18 protein-coding genes are annotated in these 19,633 nt (G+C 63.8%); 9 read left to right on the top strand and 9 right to left on the bottom strand.

The window, feature by feature from the left end:
* Positions 1-145: 145 nt before the first annotated feature.
* On the bottom strand, positions 146-589 hold the full coding sequence (locus ACL9RJ_RS28920; protein WP_017128743.1) for a response regulator: 444 nt from the start codon (positions 587-589) through the stop codon (positions 146-148).
* Between the two features lie 241 nt (positions 590-830).
* Between ACL9RJ_RS28920 and ACL9RJ_RS28915 the strand changes: the two genes are divergently transcribed.
* From ACL9RJ_RS28915 to ACL9RJ_RS28880, 8 genes are all read left to right on the top strand, one after another.
* On the top strand, positions 831-2,765 hold the full coding sequence (locus ACL9RJ_RS28915) for a putative nucleotidyltransferase substrate binding domain-containing protein (RefSeq protein ID WP_017128744.1): 1,935 nt from the start codon (positions 831-833) through the stop codon (positions 2,763-2,765).
* Positions 2,762-3,469 carry a 3'-5' exonuclease gene (locus ACL9RJ_RS28910; protein ID WP_017128745.1) on the top strand — a complete coding sequence of 236 codons (708 nt, stop codon included), beginning with the start codon at positions 2,762-2,764 and terminating at the stop codon, positions 3,467-3,469. Before ACL9RJ_RS28915 ends, ACL9RJ_RS28910 begins: the two co-directional genes overlap by 4 nt.
* Before the next feature lie 265 nt (positions 3,470-3,734).
* Complete coding sequence (locus tag ACL9RJ_RS28905) at positions 3,735-4,253, top strand: RNA polymerase sigma factor (protein WP_042936654.1); 519 nt, start codon at positions 3,735-3,737, stop codon at positions 4,251-4,253.
* Positions 4,250-5,230 carry a FecR family protein gene (locus ACL9RJ_RS28900; RefSeq protein ID WP_017128747.1) on the top strand — a complete coding sequence of 327 codons (981 nt, stop codon included), beginning with the start codon at positions 4,250-4,252 and terminating at the stop codon, positions 5,228-5,230. Before ACL9RJ_RS28905 ends, ACL9RJ_RS28900 begins: the two co-directional genes overlap by 4 nt.
* 310 nt (positions 5,231-5,540) lie before the next feature.
* Positions 5,541-7,946, top strand: coding sequence for a TonB-dependent siderophore receptor (locus ACL9RJ_RS28895; protein WP_177107720.1), 2,406 nt, complete (start codon positions 5,541-5,543; stop codon positions 7,944-7,946).
* Positions 7,947-8,172: 226 nt separating this feature from the next.
* Positions 8,173-9,297, top strand: coding sequence for a PepSY-associated TM helix domain-containing protein (locus tag ACL9RJ_RS28890; RefSeq protein WP_422765878.1), 1,125 nt, complete (start codon positions 8,173-8,175; stop codon positions 9,295-9,297).
* Complete coding sequence (locus ACL9RJ_RS28885) at positions 9,294-9,482, top strand: hypothetical protein (RefSeq protein ID WP_017128750.1); 189 nt, start codon at positions 9,294-9,296, stop codon at positions 9,480-9,482. The genes ACL9RJ_RS28890 and ACL9RJ_RS28885 overlap by 4 nt, the downstream gene beginning before the upstream one ends.
* Before the next feature lie 398 nt (positions 9,483-9,880).
* On the top strand, positions 9,881-11,173 hold the full coding sequence (locus ACL9RJ_RS28880; protein WP_177084692.1) for an MFS transporter: 1,293 nt from the start codon (positions 9,881-9,883) through the stop codon (positions 11,171-11,173).
* Between the two features lie 77 nt (positions 11,174-11,250).
* Here the strand turns inward: ACL9RJ_RS28880 and creD are convergent, their stop codons facing one another.
* The 4 genes from creD to ACL9RJ_RS28860 all read right to left on the bottom strand — a co-directional run bounded on the left by creD (position 11,251) and on the right by ACL9RJ_RS28860 (position 15,380).
* Positions 11,251-12,624, bottom strand: coding sequence for a cell envelope integrity protein CreD (gene creD / locus ACL9RJ_RS28875; protein WP_017128752.1), 1,374 nt, complete (start codon positions 12,622-12,624; stop codon positions 11,251-11,253).
* Between the two features lie 98 nt (positions 12,625-12,722).
* Positions 12,723-14,141 carry a two-component system sensor histidine kinase CreC gene (gene creC, locus ACL9RJ_RS28870; RefSeq protein WP_017128753.1) on the bottom strand — a complete coding sequence of 473 codons (1,419 nt, stop codon included), beginning with the start codon at positions 14,139-14,141 and terminating at the stop codon, positions 12,723-12,725.
* Positions 14,141-14,821 (bottom strand): two-component system response regulator CreB, encoded by a 681-nt coding sequence (creB, locus tag ACL9RJ_RS28865; RefSeq protein WP_017128754.1) that lies wholly within the window; start codon positions 14,819-14,821, stop codon positions 14,141-14,143. The genes creC and creB overlap by 1 nt, the downstream gene beginning before the upstream one ends.
* Positions 14,822-14,879: 58 nt before the next feature.
* On the bottom strand, positions 14,880-15,380 hold the full coding sequence (locus ACL9RJ_RS28860; RefSeq protein ID WP_042936670.1) for an ATP-dependent zinc protease: 501 nt from the start codon (positions 15,378-15,380) through the stop codon (positions 14,880-14,882).
* Between the two features lie 264 nt (positions 15,381-15,644).
* Here ACL9RJ_RS28860 and ACL9RJ_RS28855 point away from each other — a divergent pair, with 264 nt between their 5' ends.
* The gene (locus ACL9RJ_RS28855; protein WP_017128756.1) at positions 15,645-16,532 is read left to right on the top strand and encodes an acyltransferase; all 888 of its coding nucleotides are present in this window, start codon (positions 15,645-15,647) and stop codon (positions 16,530-16,532) included.
* 3 nt (positions 16,533-16,535) lie between these two features.
* On the opposite strand, the gene ACL9RJ_RS28850 is transcribed toward ACL9RJ_RS28855, so the two are convergent.
* The 4 genes from ACL9RJ_RS28850 to ACL9RJ_RS28835 form a co-directional block, all read right to left on the bottom strand.
* Positions 16,536-17,693, bottom strand: a complete 1,158-nt coding sequence (locus ACL9RJ_RS28850) for a glutathionylspermidine synthase family protein (protein ID WP_103032535.1) — start codon at positions 17,691-17,693, stop codon at positions 16,536-16,538.
* On the bottom strand, positions 17,693-18,451 hold the full coding sequence (locus ACL9RJ_RS28845) for a DUF1190 domain-containing protein (protein WP_103032536.1): 759 nt from the start codon (positions 18,449-18,451) through the stop codon (positions 17,693-17,695). Before ACL9RJ_RS28845 ends, ACL9RJ_RS28850 begins: the two co-directional genes overlap by 1 nt.
* An 11-nt stretch (positions 18,452-18,462) precedes the next feature.
* On the bottom strand, positions 18,463-18,888 hold the full coding sequence (locus ACL9RJ_RS28840) for a DUF350 domain-containing protein (protein WP_177084774.1): 426 nt from the start codon (positions 18,886-18,888) through the stop codon (positions 18,463-18,465).
* A 160-nt stretch (positions 18,889-19,048) separates the two neighbouring features.
* The gene (locus tag ACL9RJ_RS28835; RefSeq protein ID WP_017128760.1) at positions 19,049-19,591 is read right to left on the bottom strand and encodes a DUF2780 domain-containing protein; all 543 of its coding nucleotides are present in this window, start codon (positions 19,589-19,591) and stop codon (positions 19,049-19,051) included.
* Between the last annotated feature and the right edge of the window lie 42 nt (positions 19,592-19,633).

The raw sequence follows: 19,633 nt of genomic DNA, 5'->3' as shown, positions 1-19,633 counted from the left end.
AAGCCCTGGTCGGCAACGACCAGGGCTTTTTTCATTACGCAGGCTCAATACACCGCCATTCCCTGTAGGAGCTGGCTTGCCAGCGATAGCGGCGGTGTGGCTTGCATCGCCATCACCGGCCAGCCGGCACCCACAAGTTTCAGGCCTAGGCCACCAGCCCCAGTTCGCGCTTGACCAGTTTCAGCAGATGATCGGCATTGATCGGCTTGAGCAGAAAATCCACCACGCTCAAGTGCATGGCATCAATGGCATCGCGCACCTCGGCATTGCCGGAGACGATGATGATCGGCAGCGCCGCCCGCTCCGAAGCGCGGACCTTGCGGATCAGGTCCAGGCCATCGTCGGCCATGCGCAGGTCGGTGATCAGCAAGCCGATCGAGCGGTTCGCCTCCAGCAGCTCGAACGCCGCGCCACCACTGGCTGCGGTCATGCAGTGAATACCATCCAGGGCAAAAATCTCCGACAACAGCTCACGGGCGTCCTGGTCGTCATCGACGATCAGCACGCGTTGCGGTGGTAATTGCGGTGCCTGCATCACCTGGAGGAGTGCCTCACGCTCGGCATCGCTCAAAATATCGTGGTCGGACATACGGTTCTCTAGCTTCCCTTAGCTATCCAATCCCCTAGCATTGTGGTCAGACATCGCTAAACGGGTGCTCAATGTGCACTTCGTCGGAAAGTTTTCCAAGTGGGACTTCATTAAGAACTCGACTAGTTAACTGTAGGTTATTTCTCAAACCTAGACTTACGTCCAATGGGCACCCGCCAGCAAGCATCCGACCATGGGTAAAACAGTCCGATAACAACAACAGACAACAGCGATAGCGGTCATGAGCAAAGCGGATGCCTTCACCCAGGCAGGGAAGACCGCGGTGTTGCAAAACATCCACGGCACCATGCAGTTCCTGCAGCGATTCCCCCCTTTCAACCAGATGGAACACGCCCACCTGGCGTACCTGGTCGAGCAGTGCCAGCTGCGCTTCTACAGCCAGGGCGAGAGCATCATCAAGCCGGCCGACGGCCCGGTGGAACACTTCTATATCGTCAAGCAGGGCCGCATCGTCGGCGAACGCCCGCACACCGCCAGGGGCGGTACCGAGACCGTCTTCGAAATCGCCACCGGCGAATGCTTCCCGCTGGCCGCGCTGTTGGGCGAACGCGCCACCCGCACCGAACACCTGGCGGGCGAAGACACCTTCTGCCTGCAACTGAACAAACCGGCCTTCATCAAGCTGTTCTCGCTGTCCGACCGCTTTCGCAACTTCGCCCTGCGGTGTGTCAGCAGCCTGCTGGACCAGGTCAACCAGCAGGTCCAGCAGAAAGCCGTGGAAACCCTCGGCACGCAATATTCCCTGAACAGCCGCCTCGGTGAGCTGGCCATGCGTCATCCGGTCACCTGCAGCCCACACACGCCGCTGCGCGAGGCGGTGACCCTGATGCACGAGCAGCAGGTCGGCAGCATCGTGGTCGTCGACGAGCTCAAGGCCCCGGTGGGCATCTTTACCTTGCGCGACCTGCGCCAGGTGGTGGCCGACGGCGTCAATGACTTCAACCAGAGCATCGACCGGCACATGATCAAGGCGCCGTTCGCCCTGACCCCGGACCACAGCGCCTTCGACGCGGCCATCGCCATGACCGAACGGCATATCGCCCATGTCTGCCTGGTGAAGGACCAACGGCTGTGTGGCGTGGTCTCCGAACGTGACCTGTTTTCCCTGCAACGGGTCGACCTGGTGCACCTGGCGCGCACCATCCGCACCGCCGCCCGGGTGGAAAACCTGGTGGCGATACGCGGCGAGATCGGCCAGTTGGTGGAACGCATGCTGGCCCACGGCGCGTCCTCGACCCAGATCACCCATATCATCACCCTGCTCAACGATCACACGGTGTGCCGGGTGATCGAACTGACCCTGGCCGACCGCGGTGATCCGGGCGTGCCCTTCAGCTGGCTGTGTTTCGGCAGCGAAGGCCGTCGCGAGCAGACCCTGCACACCGACCAGGACAACGGCATCCTCTTCGAAGCCCGCGACGCGGCCCATGCCGCCGAGATCCGCGGCAAGCTGCTGCCGCTGGCCCAGCAGATCAACCAGAGCCTGGCCCTGTGCGGCTTCACCCTGTGCAAGGGCAATATCATGGCCGGCAATCCCGAGCTGTGCCTGTCCCGCGCCGAATGGGCCCGGCGCTTCGCCGCCTTCATTCGCGAGGCGACGCCGGAAAACCTGCTGGGTTCGAGCATCTATTTCGACCTGCGGGTGGTCTGGGGCGACGAACAGGCCTGCCAACAACTGCGCCAGGGGATTCTCGCCCAGGTCGCCGACAACCGCCTGTTCCAGCGCATGATGGCCGAAAATGCCCTGCGCAACCGTCCGCCGGTGGGGCGTTTCCGCGAGTTCGTGCTGAGCCGCAAGGGCAGCGACAAGGCGACCCTCGACCTCAAGGTCCAGGGCCTGACACCCTTTGTCGACGGTGCCCGCCTGCTGGCGCTGGCCAACGGCATCGAGGCCAACAACACCCTGGCCCGCCTGCAACAGCTGGTCGCCCGGGAAGTGATCGAGCCCCTCGACGGCGCCGCCTATGAAGAGGCCTATCACTTTATCCAGCAGACCCGCATGCAGCAGCACCAGTTGCAGACCCGGGACAACCTGCCGTACTCCAACCGGGTCGACCCGGAAAGCCTCAATCACCTGGACCGGCGTATCCTGCGTGAGTCCCTGCGCCAGGCCCAGCGCCTGCAAAGCAGCCTGGCCCTGCGGTATCAACTATGAGGCTGTTTTCCTGGTTGAAGTCCAGCACACCGCAGCTCACGCCGGCGCAACTGGAACGCCTGCGGCAATTGCCGGGCGCGGCCCCCCTGGGCGAATGTTCGCTGCGTGAACAGCGCTGGATCGTCGTCGACCTGGAAACCACCGGACTCAATCTCAACCGCGACCTGGTGATCTCGATCGGCGCGGTGGTGATCGAGGATGGCGCCATCGACCTGGGGCAATCCTTCGAGCGCACGCTCTTGCGTACCGAGCAGAGCGTCAGCCCCAGCGTGCTGATCCATGGCCTGGGGCCGAGCGCCCTGGCAGCGGGCAGTGATCCGGCCGAAGCCTTGCTGGACTTCATGGATTTTGTCGGCGACAGCCCGCTGCTGGCCTTCCACGCCCCGTTCGACCAGCACATGCTGTCCCGCGCCCTGAAGGACAGCCTGGGCTATCGCCTGCAACACCCGTTCCTCGATGTCGCCGATATCGCGCCGCTGCTGTGCCCACAGGCCACTCTGCGCGAAGCCGGGCTGGATGACTGGATCGGCCACTTCAACCTGCACGTCGAAGAACGCCACCACGCCAGCGCCGATGCCCTGGCCACCGCCGAGCTGGCGCTGATCCTGTTCAGCCGGGCCCGGCAGCAGCAGATCCACAGCCCGCTGAACCTGCAGCAGCGGCTGAACCAGTGGAAACGACGCCAGCACAGCCACTCGTTCTAGCCAGCCTCACTTGATCGTTCCCACGCTCCGCGTGGGCATGCAGCCCGTGACGCTCCGCGTCACTTGCAGAGCGGACGCGGAGCGTCCAGTGAGGCATTCCCACGCAGAGCGTGGGAACGATCATCGGAGCCCTCATGCAAGCTCCTTTCACACAAACTCCATACCGCGTAATGGCTTCCCGACCAGCAACCATTGCGCCTTTTCCTACGCCCTGACACAATCGCGAATAATTCTCGTTAGTTTAAACTTCCTATCGGTAACGTCCGTGTCGTCAGCCCGAAGCCCGCACAATGAGCTTGTTGGAGCCTTGTATCGCGACCATCGCGGCTGGCTGCTGTCGTGGCTGCGACGCAACATCGCCTGCCCGCAGCGGGCCGAGGACCTGAGCCAGGACACCTTCGTCCGCCTGCTGGGACGGGACGAACTGAAGACGCCCCGTGAACCCCGGGCCTTCCTCGCGGCCATCGCCAAGGGCCTGCTGTTCGACTATTTCCGCCGCGCCGCGCTGGAACAGGCCTACCTCAACGAACTGATGCTGATCCCGGAAGGCGAACAACCGTCCCTGGAAGAACAGCAACTGATCCTCGAAGACCTCAAGGCCATCGACCGCCTGCTCGGCAAACTGTCGAGCAAGGCCCGCGCCGCGTTTCTCTACAACCGCCTGGAGGGCCTGAGCCACGCCGAGATCGCCGGCAAGCTCGGCGTCTCGGTGCCCCGTGTGCGCCAGTACCTGGCCCAGGGCATTCGCCAGTGCTACATCGCCCTGTATGGCGAGCCGACATGAATCAGTTCAGTTCCAAACCAGTTTCCGCCCGCGTCCTCGACGCCGCCATTGCCTGGCAACTGTGCCTGGACACCGGCGGGCGCGGCTCCGTGGAACAGGCCGAGTTCGAGAAATGGCACGCCGCCCATGAAGAGCACGCCCGGGCCTGGAGCCAGCTGGGCATGCTCGACCAGCGCTTCAGCGGCACCAGCGCGCCGGCCCGCAGTGCCCTGCTGAAATCCCGCGACGGTGTCCGCCAGCGCGTGCGCAAGCTCGGCAGCGGCCTCGCCAGTGTGATGCTGGCCTGCGGCCTGGCGCTGTTCCTCGGCAATCGCTATCTGCCCATCGATTACTGGCTGGCCGACCAGCGCACAGCCACCGGCGAGCAGCGCACCCTGCACCTGGCCGACGGCACCGTTATCCAGCTCAACACCCACAGCGCCCTGGATGTGCGTTTCGACGAGACGACCCGGCGCATCGTGCTGAGGGACGGCGAGATCCTGATCGAGACCGGCCATAATGATGCCCGGCCGTTTATCGTCGAAACCGAGGATGGCCGCATGCGCGCGCTGGGGACGCGGTTCCTGGTCAAGCGCGAGGAAGACGGCACGCGGCTGAGTGTCCTGCAGTCGGCGGTCGCCGCCCGCCCGTACGCGGTCACCGACGAACAGATCCTGCATGAAGGCCAGCAGGTGCTGATGCACCGCGATGGCCTCGGCCCGCTGCTGGCCCTCAACCCCGGCGCCGATGCCTGGACCCGCGGCATGCTGGTGGTGGACAACGTACGGTTGGCGGACATGCTCGAAGAACTGGGCCGCTACCGACGCGGCCACCTGGGCGTCGACCCGAAAGTCGCCGACCTGCGGATCACCGGCAGCTTCCCGCTGCACGACACCAACCTGGCGCTGACCGCCCTGCTGCCGACCCTGCCGGTGCAGATCGAGCGGCATACCCAGTGGTGGGTAACGGTGCAAGCCAAGGCCATCAGCAAACCCTGAATAACAACGCCGATCGCTCCCACCCTCGGCGGTTGATCGTTCCCACGCTCTGCGTGGGAATGCCTCTCTGGACGCTCTGCGTCCGCTGTGTAACGCAGAGCGCACGGCTGCCTACCTGCGCAGCCTGTGAAGGATGATCCAGATATCAAGGACGAACACAGACCTGTGGCTCACCCGCCACAGGAGCCCACTTGATATTTTGTAAGCAGAAAATTCGTGAATCTAAATTATTTTCAATCAGCCCTATCACTTTTCGGATTTCGTTCGGCACATAGGCATTGAGAAACATTTCCATTCAGGAACCCATGCCATGTCCCGTTCGCTCGATACCCTGCTCCGCCCCAGTCTCCTGGCCGTCGCCATCGCCCTCGGCACTCCCCTGCTCAGCCCGGCGCTGGTCGCCGCCGAACAGACTGCCAGCGTGCGCGCCTACAACCTGCCGGCCGGCCCACTGGGCGTGACGCTGAGCCAGATCGCCAGCCAGGCGGGACTGACCCTGAGCCTCGATCCGGCGCTGGCGTCGGGCAAGACCTCGGCGCCGGTCAAGGGCCAGCTCGACGCGATCACCGCACTGCACACCGCCCTCGGCGGCACCGGCCTGCAACTGGTGCAGAGCAGCGCCGGAACCTACACCCTGATCGCTGTTCCGAGCGGCGTCATGGCCCTGCCGGAAACCAATATCACTGGCGAGGGCAGCGCTGAAAGCGCCTGGGGTCCGGTCGAAGGCTACACCGCGACCCGCACTGCCGCCGGGACCAAGACGGACACCGCGATCGTCGAGGCACCCCGCTCGATCTCGGTCATTACCCGTGAACAGATGGAAGATCGCGGCGTACAGAATCTCGACGATGCCCTGCGCTACACCCCGGGCGTGATCGCCAGCAGCTACGGCAGCGACTCACGCGCCGACTGGCTGCGAATCCGTGGCTTCGAACCGACCCAGTTCCTCGATGGCCTGCCGCTGCCCAAGGGTTCCTATGCAAACCCCAAGGCTGAAACCTGGGATCTGGAACGCATTGCCGTCCTGCGCGGCCCGGCCTCCTCGGTCTATGGTCAAACCCCGCCAGGCGGCATGCTGGACATGGTCAGCCGACGCCCCGAGGCCGAGACCAGTCACGAAGTACGCGCCGAAGTGGGCAGTAACAATCGCAAGCAGATCAGCTTCGACAGCACCGGCAAGATCGATGACGAAGGCCGGTTCCTCTACCGCATCGACGGCGTGATCCGTGACGGCGGCACGCCCATCGACCATATCGACGACAAGCGCTACAACATCGCCCCCAGCCTGACCTGGAATATCGACGACGATACCCACCTGACCTTCCTGTCGCAGTACACCCGCGACGATACCGGCATCAGCGGTCAGTTCCTGCCGCTGCAGGGCACCAAGCTGCCTTCGGCGGCCGGGGATATTTCTCATCACAAGAACCTGGGCGACCCGGACTCGGACTACTACGACCGTACCTACTACGCCCTGGGCTACAGCTTCGATCATCGGTTCAACGATGTCTGGCAGTTCAAGCAGAACCTGCGCTACACCAAAAGCGAACTGGCCTTCCGCCAGGCCTATGCATCCTTTGGCAATGTCGTCGCCCCGGATGGCACCCTTACCCGCCTCGTCGACAAGGTCAACGAAGACATCAGCCAGTTCGCGCTGGACAACAACTTCCAGGCCGACTTCCAGACCGGAGCCCTCAGCCACACCGTGCTGCTGGGCCTCGATCATCAGCGCAGCGACACCAGCTACCACTGGCAGGAAGGCAGCGCGCCCAGCAGCAACGTGATCCACCCGATCTTCGGGCAGGACTTCTCCAACATCGCCTACAACACCTTCTATAACTACAACCAGAAGACCAACCAGACCGGCCTGTATGCCCAGGACCAGATCTCCCTGGACAAGTGGCGCCTGACCCTCGGCGGGCGTGAGGACTGGATTCATACCGGCACCACCTTCTTCAACCAGAACGATGCCACCAGCACACGTCGCGACAAGGCCTTCAGCGGCAACGCCGGGCTGAGCTACGTCTTCGACTCCGGGATCACCCCGTATATTTCCTATACCGAGTCGTTCCAGCCGTCCCAGGGTGCCAACGCCAGCGCGACCCAATCCTTCAAGCCGACCGAAGGCCATCAGTACGAACTGGGCGTGAAGTACCAGCCGCCGGGTAGCAAGACCCTGCTCACCGCCGCCGTGTTCGACCTGCGCCAGGAAAACGTCTCGGTCAGCGACCGTGGCATCACCAGCCAGATCGGCGAAACCAAGGTCCGTGGCCTGGAGCTCGAAGCCACCTCCAACGTGACCGAGAACCTCAAGCTGATCGCGGCCTACACCTACACAGACTCGGAAATCCTCAAGGGCGACGACAAGGGCAACCGCCTGCAACTGGTGCCACGCAACCAGGCCTCCGTCTGGAGTGACTACACCTGGCGCACCGGCTTCCTCGACGGTTTCGGCGTCGGCGGCGGCGTGCGTTATGTCGGTGACACCTACGGCAACACCGCGAACACTGCCAACGGCCACGTAGGCTCCTACGCGGTCTACGACGCGGCCGTGCACTACGACTTGGGTCGCCTGAGCAGTTCATTGGCCGGTGCTTCGGTGGAAGTCAACGCGAAGAACCTGTTCAACAAGGACTACCTTTCCACCTGTGATGGCACCTGGTGTTACTACGGTGACGAGCGCAACGTGGTCGCCAGCGTGAACTACAAGTGGTAACAGCACCCGCCTTGATCACGCGGACCACCTGAACCACCGCGGACCTGTAGGAGCCGGCTTGCTGGCGATGAGGCCCTTGAGCCTTGCAGCGCCCATTCGGACGCCATCGCCGGCAAGCCGGCTCCCACAGGCCTTGTGACGTTTCCCGCCTCCCACTTGCTTAGCCGGGCAACCTTGAGGCAAGCCGCATTCCCATAGCGCGCCCTCATCCAGACTGTGGTCAACCATGAAAAGCAAAACCATCCGCCGCTGGTCCTTTATCCACACCTGGACCAGCCTGATCTGCACCCTGTTCCTGCTGATGCTGGCGCTGACCGGCCTGCCGTTGATCTTCCACCATGAGATCGACCACCTGCTGGGCGATGCCGCCGAGCTCAGGCAGATGCCCGCCGACACCCCGGCGCTGGACCTGCAGCAACTGGTCCGCGCCGCCGAGGCCCATCGTCCGGGCGAGGTCATGCAGTACTTCGGCTGGGACGAGGAAGACCCCAATGGCGTGATCGCGATCATGGCGAAAACCGCCGGCACCGAGCCCAACTCGTCCCATACCTTCATGCTCGACGCCCGCACCGGAGAAGCCCTGGAACTGCCCTCGGCCAACGGCGGGCTGATGATGGTCATGCTGCGCCTGCACGTGGACATGTTCGCCGGGCTGCCCGGCAAGCTGCTGCTGGCCTTCATGGGTGTGCTGTTCGTGCTGGCGATCATCTCCGGCGTGGTGCTCTACCTGCCGTTCATGCGTCGCCTGAAGTTCGCCACGGTCCGCCAGGACAAATCCACCCGCCTGCGCTGGCTCGACCTGCACAACCTGATCGGCGTCGTCATCCTGACCTGGTGCCTGGTGGTTGGCATCACCGGCGTGATCAGCGCCTGCGCCGACCTGATCATCGCCGCCTGGCGCAACGACAGCCTCGGCGCCATGGTCGAACCCTACCGCAACGCCCCACCGCTGACCGACCGCGCGCCCGCCACGCATCTGCTGGAGATCGCCGCCCAGGCTGCCCCCGGCATGCGCCCGGACTTTATCGCCTTCCCCGGCACGCGCTTCTCCAGCGAGCACCACTACGCGGTGTTCATGAAGGGCAGCACGCACCTGACCTCCCACCTGCTGACCCCGGTGCTGATCGATGCCAGCACCCTGCAGGTCACCGCAGTGGCCGAACGGCCCTGGTACATGGACGCCATGGGCATGTCGCAACCGCTGCACTTCGGCGACTACGGTGGCATGCCGATGAAAATCCTCTGGGCCGTCCTCGATGTGCTGACCATCATCGTGCTCGGCAGTGGCGTGTACCTGTGGTGGGTCCGGCGCCGGGCCACGGCGGGCGTCGCGGCGAAGGTCGTGGGATGAAGCCGAGGCAATCGAACTTCTGGAAGGTCTTCGGCCTGCCGACCGTGATCGCCCTGCTCACCGCCGCCGGGCTGTTCGCCGCCTTGCTCGGTGACGGTGCCTGGGATGCGCTGAGCTGGCTGGGGCTGGGGATACCGGCACTGATCGCGGTGCAGGCGTTGCTCAGACGCGCTTCGCGAAAATAAGCGAGGTCATACGATGACGGCCTGCGTCGTGTCTTTCGCGGGCAAGCCCGCTCCCACCTAAGACAGGGCCAGTCCGCCCCGAGCGCTCGTCGGTAAAAAGCCGTTACGGGCGCTTTTTTATTGCGCTCGCGATTGACATCCCCGCCAGACACTCCTTATAAAGGCCAAAGTCATACGACGACATACAACGAAACAAATTTACTCCAATAAAAATAATTCAAAGAGTGTCCACGCCAATGATCCGAGCCGCCGCTTTCTCCGCAGGCCTTCCCCGATTGCGCTCCCTGCGCTTGCACACGGTCGGTACGCCGCCCTTGTGATGTCTTTCCCACCCCGCCAGGCGCTCGCGCGCGGGGTGCCATGCACCACCCCATTCCAAAAATAACAATGGTGAAGTGATGAAAGTCAAAGGCATCCGCTGGTGGATGATCGCCCTGGTCACCTGTGGCCTGATGGTCAACTACCTGGCTCGCAATACCCTGTCGGTGGCGGCACCGACGCTGATGAACGAGATGAACATCTCCACCGAGCAGTACTCGCATATCGTCGTCGCCTGGCAGATCGGCTACGCCCTGATGCAACCGATTGCCGGTTATATCGTCGACGCCATCGGCACCAAGCTGGGCTTTGCGATCTTCGCCATCGCCTGGTCCCTGGCCTGCGCGGCGGCGGCCCTGGCCACCGGCTGGCAGGGGCTGGCGTTCATGCGCGGCCTGCTCGGCGTCACCGAGGCCGCCGGCATGCCGTCGGCGGTCAAGACCTCCACCGAATGGTTCCCGGCCAAGGAACGCTCCGTCGCCATCGGCTGGTTCAATATCGGCTCGTCCTTTGGCGCGCTGCTCGCCCCGCCACTGGTGGTCTGGGCCATCCTGCACAGCGGCTGGCAACTGGCGTTCATCAGCGTCGGCGTCCTGGGCATCGCCTGGAGCGCGGCCTGGTTGCTGCTGTACAAGCATCCCCGTGACCAGAAGCGCCTGAGCGACGCCGAACGCGACTACATCCTCAGCGGTCAGGAAGACCACTTCAAGGACACCACGACGAAAAGAGGCAACTGGAAAAAGGTCGTCGCCAGCCGCAACTTCTTCGCCATCGCCAGCGCGCGTTTTCTCTCCGAGCCGGCCTGGCAGACCTTCAACGCCTGGATCCCGCTGTACCTGATGACCGAGCGGCACATGAACATCAAGGAAATCGCGATGTTCGCCTGGCTGCCGTTCCTCGCCGCCGACCTGGGGTGCATCGTCGGCGGCTACCTGAGCCCGTTCTTCCACAAGCACCTGAAGGTCAGCCTTTTCACCTCGCGCAAAATGGTGATGTTCCTCGGCTGCAGTTGCATGATCGGCCCCGCCTGCATCGGCCTGGTGGACAGCCCCTACGTCGCCATCGCCCTGCTCTGCGTCGGCGGCTTTGCCCACCAGACCCTGTCCGGCGCGCTGTATGCGATCACCTCCGACTCCTTCGGCAAGAACGAGGTGGCCACCGCCACCGGTGTCAGCGGCATGTTCGGCTTCTTCGGCGCGGCCCTGTTCACCATGGTGCTGGGCATCATGGTGACCAAGGTCGGCTACAGCCCGCTGTTCGTGACCCTGGCCATCCTCGATATCGTCGCCGCTTTCCTGGTGTGGAACGTGGCCCGGCCGCTCAAGTCGAGCCCGGTCGAACCGTCGCCGGCCGGCAGTCCTGCCCTGGCCTGAACCGGGGCGGAAACAGGCTGGCGATCCGTTTCGCCAGCTGCGCCCCGCAGCGCTGATCCTCGCGCAGCCCCAGCGACCTACTCATGGGCCACCCCGCTCTCGGCGGGCAGCGCCCCGGCCGCCCTGGCCTGGCCGATGCCGTACCAGTCGAGCTTGCGGGTCAGTACCATGAACACCCCGAGCAGGCCGAACAGCAGCAGCGAGCCCATCAGCAACGCATAGTCTTCGGCACTCAGCAGCCCAAATAGCAGGCCATACAAAGCGGCCAGGGCGGCGGCAAAGCCCAGGCCATGGCTCAGACTGCGCAACACATGGCAGACATAGAAACCGATCAGGCCGACACAGGCAGCGGCTGACAACAGGTAGGCCAGGCCGAACCCCAGGTGTTCCGACAGCGACAGCAACAGCAGGTAGAAGAACGCCAGCGCCGCGCCGACCAGGGCGTACTGGATCGGGTGCACCGCCAGGCGCTTGAGCACTTCGAACAGAAAGAAGCCGGCGAAGGTCAGGGCAATGAACAGCAGGGCATATTTGATCGCCCGGTCGGACTTGAGGTACTGGTCCACCGGCTCGATAAAGCTCACCCCGAAACTGCGCGCCTTGAACGCCTCGCAATTGGTCGTCTCCAGGCACTGGTTCAACGCTTCATGCAGGTTGGTGGAGAAGAACGACGTCTGCCAGTTGGCGCTGAACCCCTGATCGGTGATTTCCCGCTGGGCAGGCAGGTAGTTGCCGATAAAACTCGGATGCGGCCAATCGGCGCTCAGGTGCACGCTGCTGGTCTTGCCCACCGGCATCACCTGCAATTGACCGGTGCCCTGCAAGGCCAGGTCGAAGGCAAAATCCAGGCGTTTTTCTTCGCGACCGTCGACACGCGGCAAGGTCACGTGGACGCCATCCCCCAGCCAGCTCACCTGGGTCCCTGGCAGGAACTCCAGTTGCTGATTGCCCAGTTGCAGGGTCAGCGCGTTCTCGATGCCACGGATATCGCTGATGCCCACCGCCAGGTACGGCTCGTCGAAGCGGTAATCGGCGAAGTCCTCGCTGATGCCCAACTGCGCCGGCAACGCGAAGGTGCCGCTGATGTGGTTGCTGGCGTGAAACAGCCGCGCTTCATAGATACCCCGCGCACGCAGCTCGGTCTGCACCTTGCCATCGAGCTCGAAACGCTCCGGCAGGAAGTACAGGCGCCCGCTGGTTTCGCTGGTCTGCTGGAAACGCTCACCCTTGTCATTGGTCTTCCACTCACGCACCGTCTGGCGATACGGCACGACCATCACCGGGCCGCTCACCAGCTGGCTGTAGCTGGAACTGCGGGCGATGTCCTCGAGGACGCCGTCACGCAGGCCCTGTCGCTCATCGATCATCCCGTCGATCATCATCAGGGGAATCAGCAACAACAGCATCAGTAGGGCAATCGCCCCGAATTTTATCGCCAGACTACGGTTCATGGGGTCTCTCTCCCTGTTGGAATGGGAGAGAGTCTGTGCTGCCCGTGTGGAGCCTTGATGGGCGAAATATGGAGACTGTGTGGAGACTGCGTGGAGAGTCAGGGCAGACGCAACGTCACCTCGACGCCGCCAGGGACATTGCCGATCAGCAGCTCGCCGCCATGCAGCTTCACCACTTCCTCGACAAAGTTCAGTCCCAGCCCGGTACTCTTGCGCCCGCTGCCCGGACGCGGCAGCGAATAGAAACGCTCGCTCAGGCGCGGCAAGGCGTAGTCGGGAATCGCCTCGGCCTGATTGAACAGGGTGAAGCACGTCTGCCGCCCCTGCTGTTCGGCGGTGAAGCGGATCAGCCCGCCCTCCGGGGTGAAATCGAGGGCATTGTCCAGCAGGTTGCCGATGGCCTGGCGCAGCAGAAAACGTTCACCGAACACCTGGATGCCCGCCGCGATCGTCTGTTCGATCCGCAGCCCGGCCCGTTCGATACGCGCCCCCTGGGCCTGCACGACTTCGTCCACGAGGGCCGCCAGCGGCACCTCGACCTGTTCTTCGAGCACCTGGCGCTGCTCCACCAGGGCCAGGTTCAGCAGCCGCTCGATCAGTTGCTGCATGCGTGCGCTTTCGCTCTCGATATTGCTGACGAAGCGCTGTTGCTGCGTCGCCGGCATGTCGCCCTGCAACAACTCCGCCGCGCCGCGAATCGCCGCCAGCGGGCTTTTCAGCTCATGGGTCAGGGTGTGCACATAACGCTCGACATAGGCCTTGCCTTCCAGTTGCGTGCGCATATGTTCCACGGCATTGGCCAACTGCTCCATCTCCCCGCCGCGATAATGCGGCAGCTCGGCCCGGCGACCTTCACTCACCGCCTGGGCGTAGGCGGTCAAACGGCGCAATGCCGCGCTCAGCCACCAGGACAGCAACGCACCGAACAACAGGCCCAGGGCGATCAGCCCCGCGCCCCACCACAGCAGGCGGCGCTCGGTGCGGTCGACATAGGGCTGCAACGAACTGTTGGGCTTGGCTACCGTGACCACGCCGATGATCTGGCCGTTATCGGTAATCGGCGCGCCGACATGCATCACCGAGGAGTTCGGATCGTTCGCCTCGGAGCGGGTCGAGCGGGCGCCGTATTCGCCACGCAAGGTCAGGTAGACGTCGTTCCAGCGCGAGTAGTCCTGGCCCACCGCCAGCTCGGCGGAATCGAGCAGGACAATGCCCTTGGCGTCGGTCACGTAGATCCGGTGATTGACCTGGTTCTTCGCCAGGCCCCAGATCTTCGCCCCCGGCTTGCGCTGACCGTAGGCCTTGAGCACTTGTGGTAGGCGACTCTGGCCGAGTGTGCCGGCCTTGACGTCGTCGTGGAGGATTTCCGCCAGCAGGTTGGCGGTGTCCACCAGGGTTTCCTCCGTGGACTGGCGCACGCCGGGACGGATTTCCTTCATCACCGTGCTCAGCACGAAATAGCCGGTGAGACCGACGAACAGGAAATACATCAGGAAGATCCGGATCCCCAGCGGCATCAGCTGTTCCCCGGACTGTAGCTGTAGCCCAGGCCACGGTGGGTCTGGATCGGCTCAGCCTCGGCGGCCACCGCCCGCAGCTTGGCCCGCAGGCTCTTGATATGGCTATCGATGCTGCGTTCATAACCGGCATCCGCCGGCACCCCGACGGCATCGAGCAACTGCTCGCGGCTGAAGACCCGCTCGGGCTGCTCCAGCAGGCAGGCCAGCAGGCGGAATTCATGGCGGGTCAGGTTCAGGGCCTGGGCGCGATAACTGATCTGCACCCGTTCGTGATCGACCAGGAAACGCTCGCCGGGCAACACCGGCGACGCCTGGGGCACCACGCGCTTGAGAATCGCCCGGACCCGCGCCGCCACTTCCCGTGGGCTGAAGGGCTTGACCACATAGTCGTCGGCGCCGATCTCCAGGCCCACCACGCGGTCGATCTCGCCGTCACGGGCACTGAGGAACATCACCGGCACTTCGGTAAAGCGCCGCAGTTGCTTGCACACCTCGAAGCCGCTGATATCCGGCAGGCCGATATCGAGAATCAGCAGGTCGGCCGGCGTGGCGCGCTGATGTTCGACCGCGGCGCCGCCCAGGTTCAGCCAGGTGGTGGTGAACCCTTCGCCCTGCAAGGCATACACAAGGGTATCGGCAATCGCCGCTTCGTCTTCGACAATCAGGATATGGGGCATGGCGTCCGAGCACTGGCATCAATGGCGCAACGGTGCCGGACGCGTGTCGCCCCGTCAATCAGCAGTCGGGTTTGTCGGCGGTATAACGCCGCGCCGGATTCACCGCCGCACCGAACTCGCGCAGGGCCTTGGCACCGATCAGCAGCGGGTAGTTGAAGCTGCTGCGGTTGGTCAGGTTGACCTCCACCGTGCGCTTGACGTTGCCCAGGCACATTTCCAGGTCCACCACCGGGCGCTTGCTCGGGTCGGCGACCTCGCTGTCCTCGTCTTCCTCGGTACGGGTCTTGATCTTGCTGATGCGCGAAACCTTGTGCTCATAGACCTTGTTGTCGGCATCGGCGGTGCCCAGGCGGAAGCGCACCCAGTCCTCGCCGTCGCGCTTGAACAGCTCGATATCCTTGGCCGACAGCGAGGCGGTCAGGGCACCGGTGTCCATCTTGGCCTTGAAGGTCTGGCCGATTTCCGGCAACTGGATGTATTCGTAGCGCCCGTACAGGGTCGGCTCGGCGGCCAGGGCGGGCAGGGCCAGTAGGGGCAACAGGGCAAGAAGAGCTTTCACTGGGGCGGTACCTTTGAGTGGACGCACATGGGTCGGCATTTTAGACCGCGCCGACCGCGTTGGTTCATGAACAAATCAGAAACAGCCCCGTCACCTTGCCAGAGCTGGCTTGCCAGCGATGACGTCCGCAAGGGCGCCGCAGGGTTCAAGAGCCTCATCGCTGGCAAGCCAGCTCCCACAGGGGGAAGTGTCCGCCACTGGATTTGGCGTCCGGCCGCGCCACCTTTATCATGGCGCGCCCTCACGTTTGTAAAGAGTTCCCGTATGCGCCGCCTGCTCACCGGCAGCTTCGTCACATTGCTGCTATTGCTCAACACGCTGGTGCTGTTCGGCCCGCTGATGGTCTTTGCCCTGCTCAAGCTGGTACTGCCCGGTCGTTTTCGCGACTACGCCAGTTGGGCGGTGATGTGGATTGCCGAGACCTGGGCCGAGATCGACAAGCTGATCTTTGCCCTGTGCATTCCCACCCGCTGGGATATCCGCGGTGCCGAAGGCCTGCGTGGCGACACCTCGTACCTGGTGGTCAGCAACCATCAGTCCTGGGTCGATATCCCGGCGCTGATCCAGACGCTCAACCGGCACACGCCCTTCTTCAAGTTCTTCCTCAAGAAGGAACTGATCTGGGTGCCCTTCCTCGGCCTGGCCTGGTGGGCCCTGGACTACCCGTTCATGAAGCGCTACTCCAAGGCCTTCCTCGACAAGCACCCGGAACTCAAGGGCCAGGACCTGGAAATCACCAAGGCCGCCTGCGAGCTGTTCAAGCGCCAGCCGGTCACCGTGGTCAACTACCTGGAAGGCACCCGGTTCAGCGAGGCCAAGCGCCAGCAACAGGCTTCGCCCTTTACCCACCTGCTAAAGCCCAAGGCCGGCGGCGTGGCCTTCGTCCTCGCGGCCATGGGCGAGCAGCTGGACGCGATCCTCGATGTCACCGTGGTCTATCCGCAGGCGCGTATTCCGGGCTTCTGGGACCTGATCAGCGGCAACGTGCCCAAGGTCATCATCGACTTCCAGACCCACGCCATGGACCCGTCGCTGTGGCAAGGCGACTACGAGAACGACCCGGCATTTCGCGAGCATATCCAGAACTGGGTCAACCAGCTCTGGAGCGAGAAAGACCGCCGTATCGCCGCCCTGCGCAACGAGCGCGACTGAACCTCAGTCGAGGATCACATGGGGCAGGAAGCGGCTGGTGTCCTTGGTGATCAGTGAATTGTCCTCGCGGATGCCGATGCCGGCCGGCTGATCGCCGATCACCCAACTGCCCAGCACCGTGTGGCTGCCGGCAAACAACGGCAGCGGCTGGAACTGCTGGAGGACAAACGGCCCTCGTTCATAAGGCCCCGGCTGGCTGACCCGTTCACCACCAGGCGTGTGGATCTCGACATTGGCGCCCTCCCGGGAAAAGAACGGCTTGCGTACCCAGCCCGCCCCCAGTCGCGCGGTGGGGTCCGGGTCGATAAAGGTCGGCAGCAGGTTCGGGTGGCCCTGGTTCATTTCCCAGAGCAGCGCCATGGCCCCCTTGTTCGACAGGATCGCCTTCCACGGCGGCTCGACGAACAGCGTCCGGCTGTGTTCGATGGCTGGTCCGAACGCTTCGCTGAACAGGTTTTCCCAGGGGTAGAGCTTGAACAGGGTAGCGATCGGCGAGCCCAGCTCATCGACAAAACGCCCGGCCTGATCCAGCCCGATGTCCTCGATATCGATCAGCCGTGTACCGAGTCCGGCCTGGCGGGCGATATCGCGCAGGTACTCGACCGTGCCGCGATCCTCCAGCGAGCCCCTGATCGACGAAAAGTGGAACGGCGACTGGAAGCCACCCTCGACAAAGGCCTGCAGCAACTTGTCCTCGATGCTGTTGAACTGATCGGCCCGGGCCGGCAGTTGCCCGCGCTTCATCTGTTCTTCCAGCCAGACGTACTGGAAAAAGCTCGCCTCGTACAACGAGGTCGGCGTGTCGTAATTGGTTTCCAGCAGTCTCGCCGGGCCCTGGCCGTCGTAGCACAGGTCCATCCGCCCATAGAGATGGGGGTGGCCCTGGCGCCAGGAGTCGCGGATCAGGTCGCGATAGGCCTCGGGAATCGCCAGCCGGTCGAGCAGTTGCTCGCTGTCCACCACCTGTTCGACCAGGGCCATGCACAGTTCATGCAGTTGCCGCGTCGGCTCTTCCAGCTCGTCCTCGATCTGGCGCAGGCTGAACCGGTAGTACGCCGACTCATCCCAATAGGGCTCGCCGTCGAAGGTGTGGAAATGAAAGCCCAGGCGTTCGGCGGTGGCCCGCCAGTCCGGACGTGGCGCCATCTGGATGCGCTGCATCAGGAACCCCAGCTGCCATGGGACGAGCCGAAACCGCCGCGGCTGACCGCCCGTGGCGCCGAGCCGTCATAGAAGCCGGTGATGAAATGCGCCGGGCTCGCCACCCGGAAACGCGCATTACGCGACTGGGCGAAGGTCTTGCCGGCCTTGACCTGCTGGTCGAGGCTGCTCAGGCGGTAACCACCACGCCCGTCGCGCTCCTGGTACAGCGGCTCGCTGAAGTAGCGCGGCGCATAGGGGTCGGTGCCCAGGCCGATCCAGCGCCAGACCCGGCTGGCCCAGCCATTGGAATGGCTGGCCGTTGCCGAACCGCCGCTCGAACCCCCATAGCCGCCACCACTGCTGCCCCCCGACGACCAATAGCTCGAAGTCGCGGCTTGCTCGTCCTGTTTCTGCGCCGGCACCGGTTGCTCCGGCGGCACCGTCACCGCGCGCAAGGTGGTCAGGGCGAACCCGGCCATCAACGGATTGAACTGCGCACGCTGCGGATCGGCGACACAACTGTCGAGGGAAAAATCAATGGCACAGGCCGTCTGGTCGCCATAGACCGGCGCGATCTCCCGATGCTGCTCCAGGGCCGTCGCCGCCGCATCGGCACAGACATCCGCCGCGATACCGGCGGCCACACAGGCCTGCTCGTTGGCATACCGAGCGGTCTCGCTGACGTCGCGCGTCAGGACCTGCTCGCCATCGCAGGCCACCAGCACAAAGGGCACGCTGCCCAGCAATACCAGGCCCACACGTTGACTGCGTTTCATCGCGGGCGCCCTCAGACCGAAGGCGTCATGCAGGCCGCATTGAGCAGGCCGACGCTGATGGAGATGGCCGCCGCCAGGATCGCCGCCGCCGACTCGCCGTTGCCGATGCGTGTCGACAGGCCGCGGATCACCCAGGCGACCAGGGCGAACGCCGCCAATTGCGCCACCAGCGCGATCAACGCCCAGACCAGGAAATCCACCAGCGAGACCGAATGGGCAATGGCGCTGGCCGCGGGAATCGCAAAACCGACCAGGGCGCCGCCCAAGGCGATTGCCGCGGCCACGTTGCCCTCGCGGATCAACGTCCATTCCTTGTGGGGTGTCAGACGGGTATAGAGACAGGCATACAGCCCAAAGACCAGCAGCGCCACCAGCAGATACAGGACAAATCCCATGACCGCATCCAGGTGCAACGACATTTTCACTGCATCGACCAACATGCTTGCGCCACTCTCTCCATGAACAGGCGGCGACAAATAGCACACTGCACGACAGAACTGAACAGACCTTCGCCGCCACAGACAAAAACGCATCGGGCCTTTTCAGGTTCCCGGTGCGTTTTTCAGTCGCGCTGGCACTGCCGGCCTGCCGGAGCCCTCAGCTGCCGGCGCCCCAGATCCCGCTCAGGCTCTGCAACAGCGGCCCGCCCACGCCCTGGTCGCCCAGGTACTTGAGAATGATCGGGGCGAACTGGCCGACCATATTGCTGTTCATGCCCAGGGCGCCAAAGGCATTGTTCAGGTCACCGGTATCCTTCACGTTGCCCAGGGCACTGCCGACGTCGGCAGTGCTGCCCGACTTGCCGCCCAGCAACCCACCGAGCCCGGCCAGCGCGCCGCCACCGGACAATTGATCCAGCCCCGGCACGCTCTGGCTCAGTTGCGAATAATCGTTGCCGCTGAGTTTGTTCTTCGCCAGCCCGAGCATCGCGCCGGTCCCGCCGATGGCCTGCTCCGGCGTGACATGGAGCTGCGAACCGAGGGAACTGAGCAACCCGTTAGCCGGTGCCGCGGCATTCTTGTCGCCGCCCTGCATGGACGACACCGCATTGGCCGCATCGCTCAGGCTGAAAGCCGCAAACACCGGCGTGACGGCGAACGCCATGAGCGAAGCCAATACAACACCGCGTGAAATCTTCATCGCTACCACCTCTTGAGTCATCGAAAACCCCTTCGCACAGGG

This window comes from Pseudomonas sp. Mn2068, from assembly GCF_049319725.1.
Lineage (GTDB): Bacteria > Pseudomonadota > Gammaproteobacteria > Pseudomonadales > Pseudomonadaceae > Aquipseudomonas > Aquipseudomonas gingeri.
The sequence above is the reverse complement of the archived record's forward strand: the minus strand, read 5'-3'. Positions and strand labels throughout refer to the sequence as shown.

Excerpts from the sequence above, each read along its gene's own strand:
- ACL9RJ_RS28920 (WP_017128743.1), bottom strand. The coding sequence starts at position 589 with ATGTCCGACCACGATATTTTGAGCGATGCCGAGCGTGAGGCACTCCTC.
- ACL9RJ_RS28915 (WP_017128744.1), top strand. The coding sequence starts at position 831 with ATGAGCAAAGCGGATGCCTTCACCCAGGCAGGGAAGACCGCGGTGTTG.
- ACL9RJ_RS28910 (WP_017128745.1), top strand. The coding sequence starts at position 2,762 with ATGAGGCTGTTTTCCTGGTTGAAGTCCAGCACACCGCAGCTCACGCCG.
- ACL9RJ_RS28900 (WP_017128747.1), top strand. The coding sequence starts at position 4,250 with ATGAATCAGTTCAGTTCCAAACCAGTTTCCGCCCGCGTCCTCGACGCC.
- ACL9RJ_RS28895 (WP_177107720.1), top strand. The coding sequence starts at position 5,541 with ATGTCCCGTTCGCTCGATACCCTGCTCCGCCCCAGTCTCCTGGCCGTC.
- ACL9RJ_RS28890 (WP_422765878.1), top strand. The coding sequence starts at position 8,173 with ATGAAAAGCAAAACCATCCGCCGCTGGTCCTTTATCCACACCTGGACC.
- ACL9RJ_RS28885 (WP_017128750.1), top strand. The coding sequence starts at position 9,294 with ATGAAGCCGAGGCAATCGAACTTCTGGAAGGTCTTCGGCCTGCCGACC.
- ACL9RJ_RS28880 (WP_177084692.1), top strand. The coding sequence starts at position 9,881 with ATGAAAGTCAAAGGCATCCGCTGGTGGATGATCGCCCTGGTCACCTGT.
- creD (WP_017128752.1), bottom strand. The coding sequence starts at position 12,624 with ATGAACCGTAGTCTGGCGATAAAATTCGGGGCGATTGCCCTACTGATG.
- creC (WP_017128753.1), bottom strand. The coding sequence starts at position 14,141 with ATGCCGCTGGGGATCCGGATCTTCCTGATGTATTTCCTGTTCGTCGGT.
- creB (WP_017128754.1), bottom strand. The coding sequence starts at position 14,821 with ATGCCCCATATCCTGATTGTCGAAGACGAAGCGGCGATTGCCGATACC.
- ACL9RJ_RS28855 (WP_017128756.1), top strand. The coding sequence starts at position 15,645 with ATGCGCCGCCTGCTCACCGGCAGCTTCGTCACATTGCTGCTATTGCTC.
- ACL9RJ_RS28850 (WP_103032535.1), bottom strand. The coding sequence starts at position 17,693 with ATGCAGCGCATCCAGATGGCGCCACGTCCGGACTGGCGGGCCACCGCC.
- ACL9RJ_RS28845 (WP_103032536.1), bottom strand. The coding sequence starts at position 18,451 with ATGAAACGCAGTCAACGTGTGGGCCTGGTATTGCTGGGCAGCGTGCCC.
- ACL9RJ_RS28835 (WP_017128760.1), bottom strand. The coding sequence starts at position 19,591 with ATGAAGATTTCACGCGGTGTTGTATTGGCTTCGCTCATGGCGTTCGCC.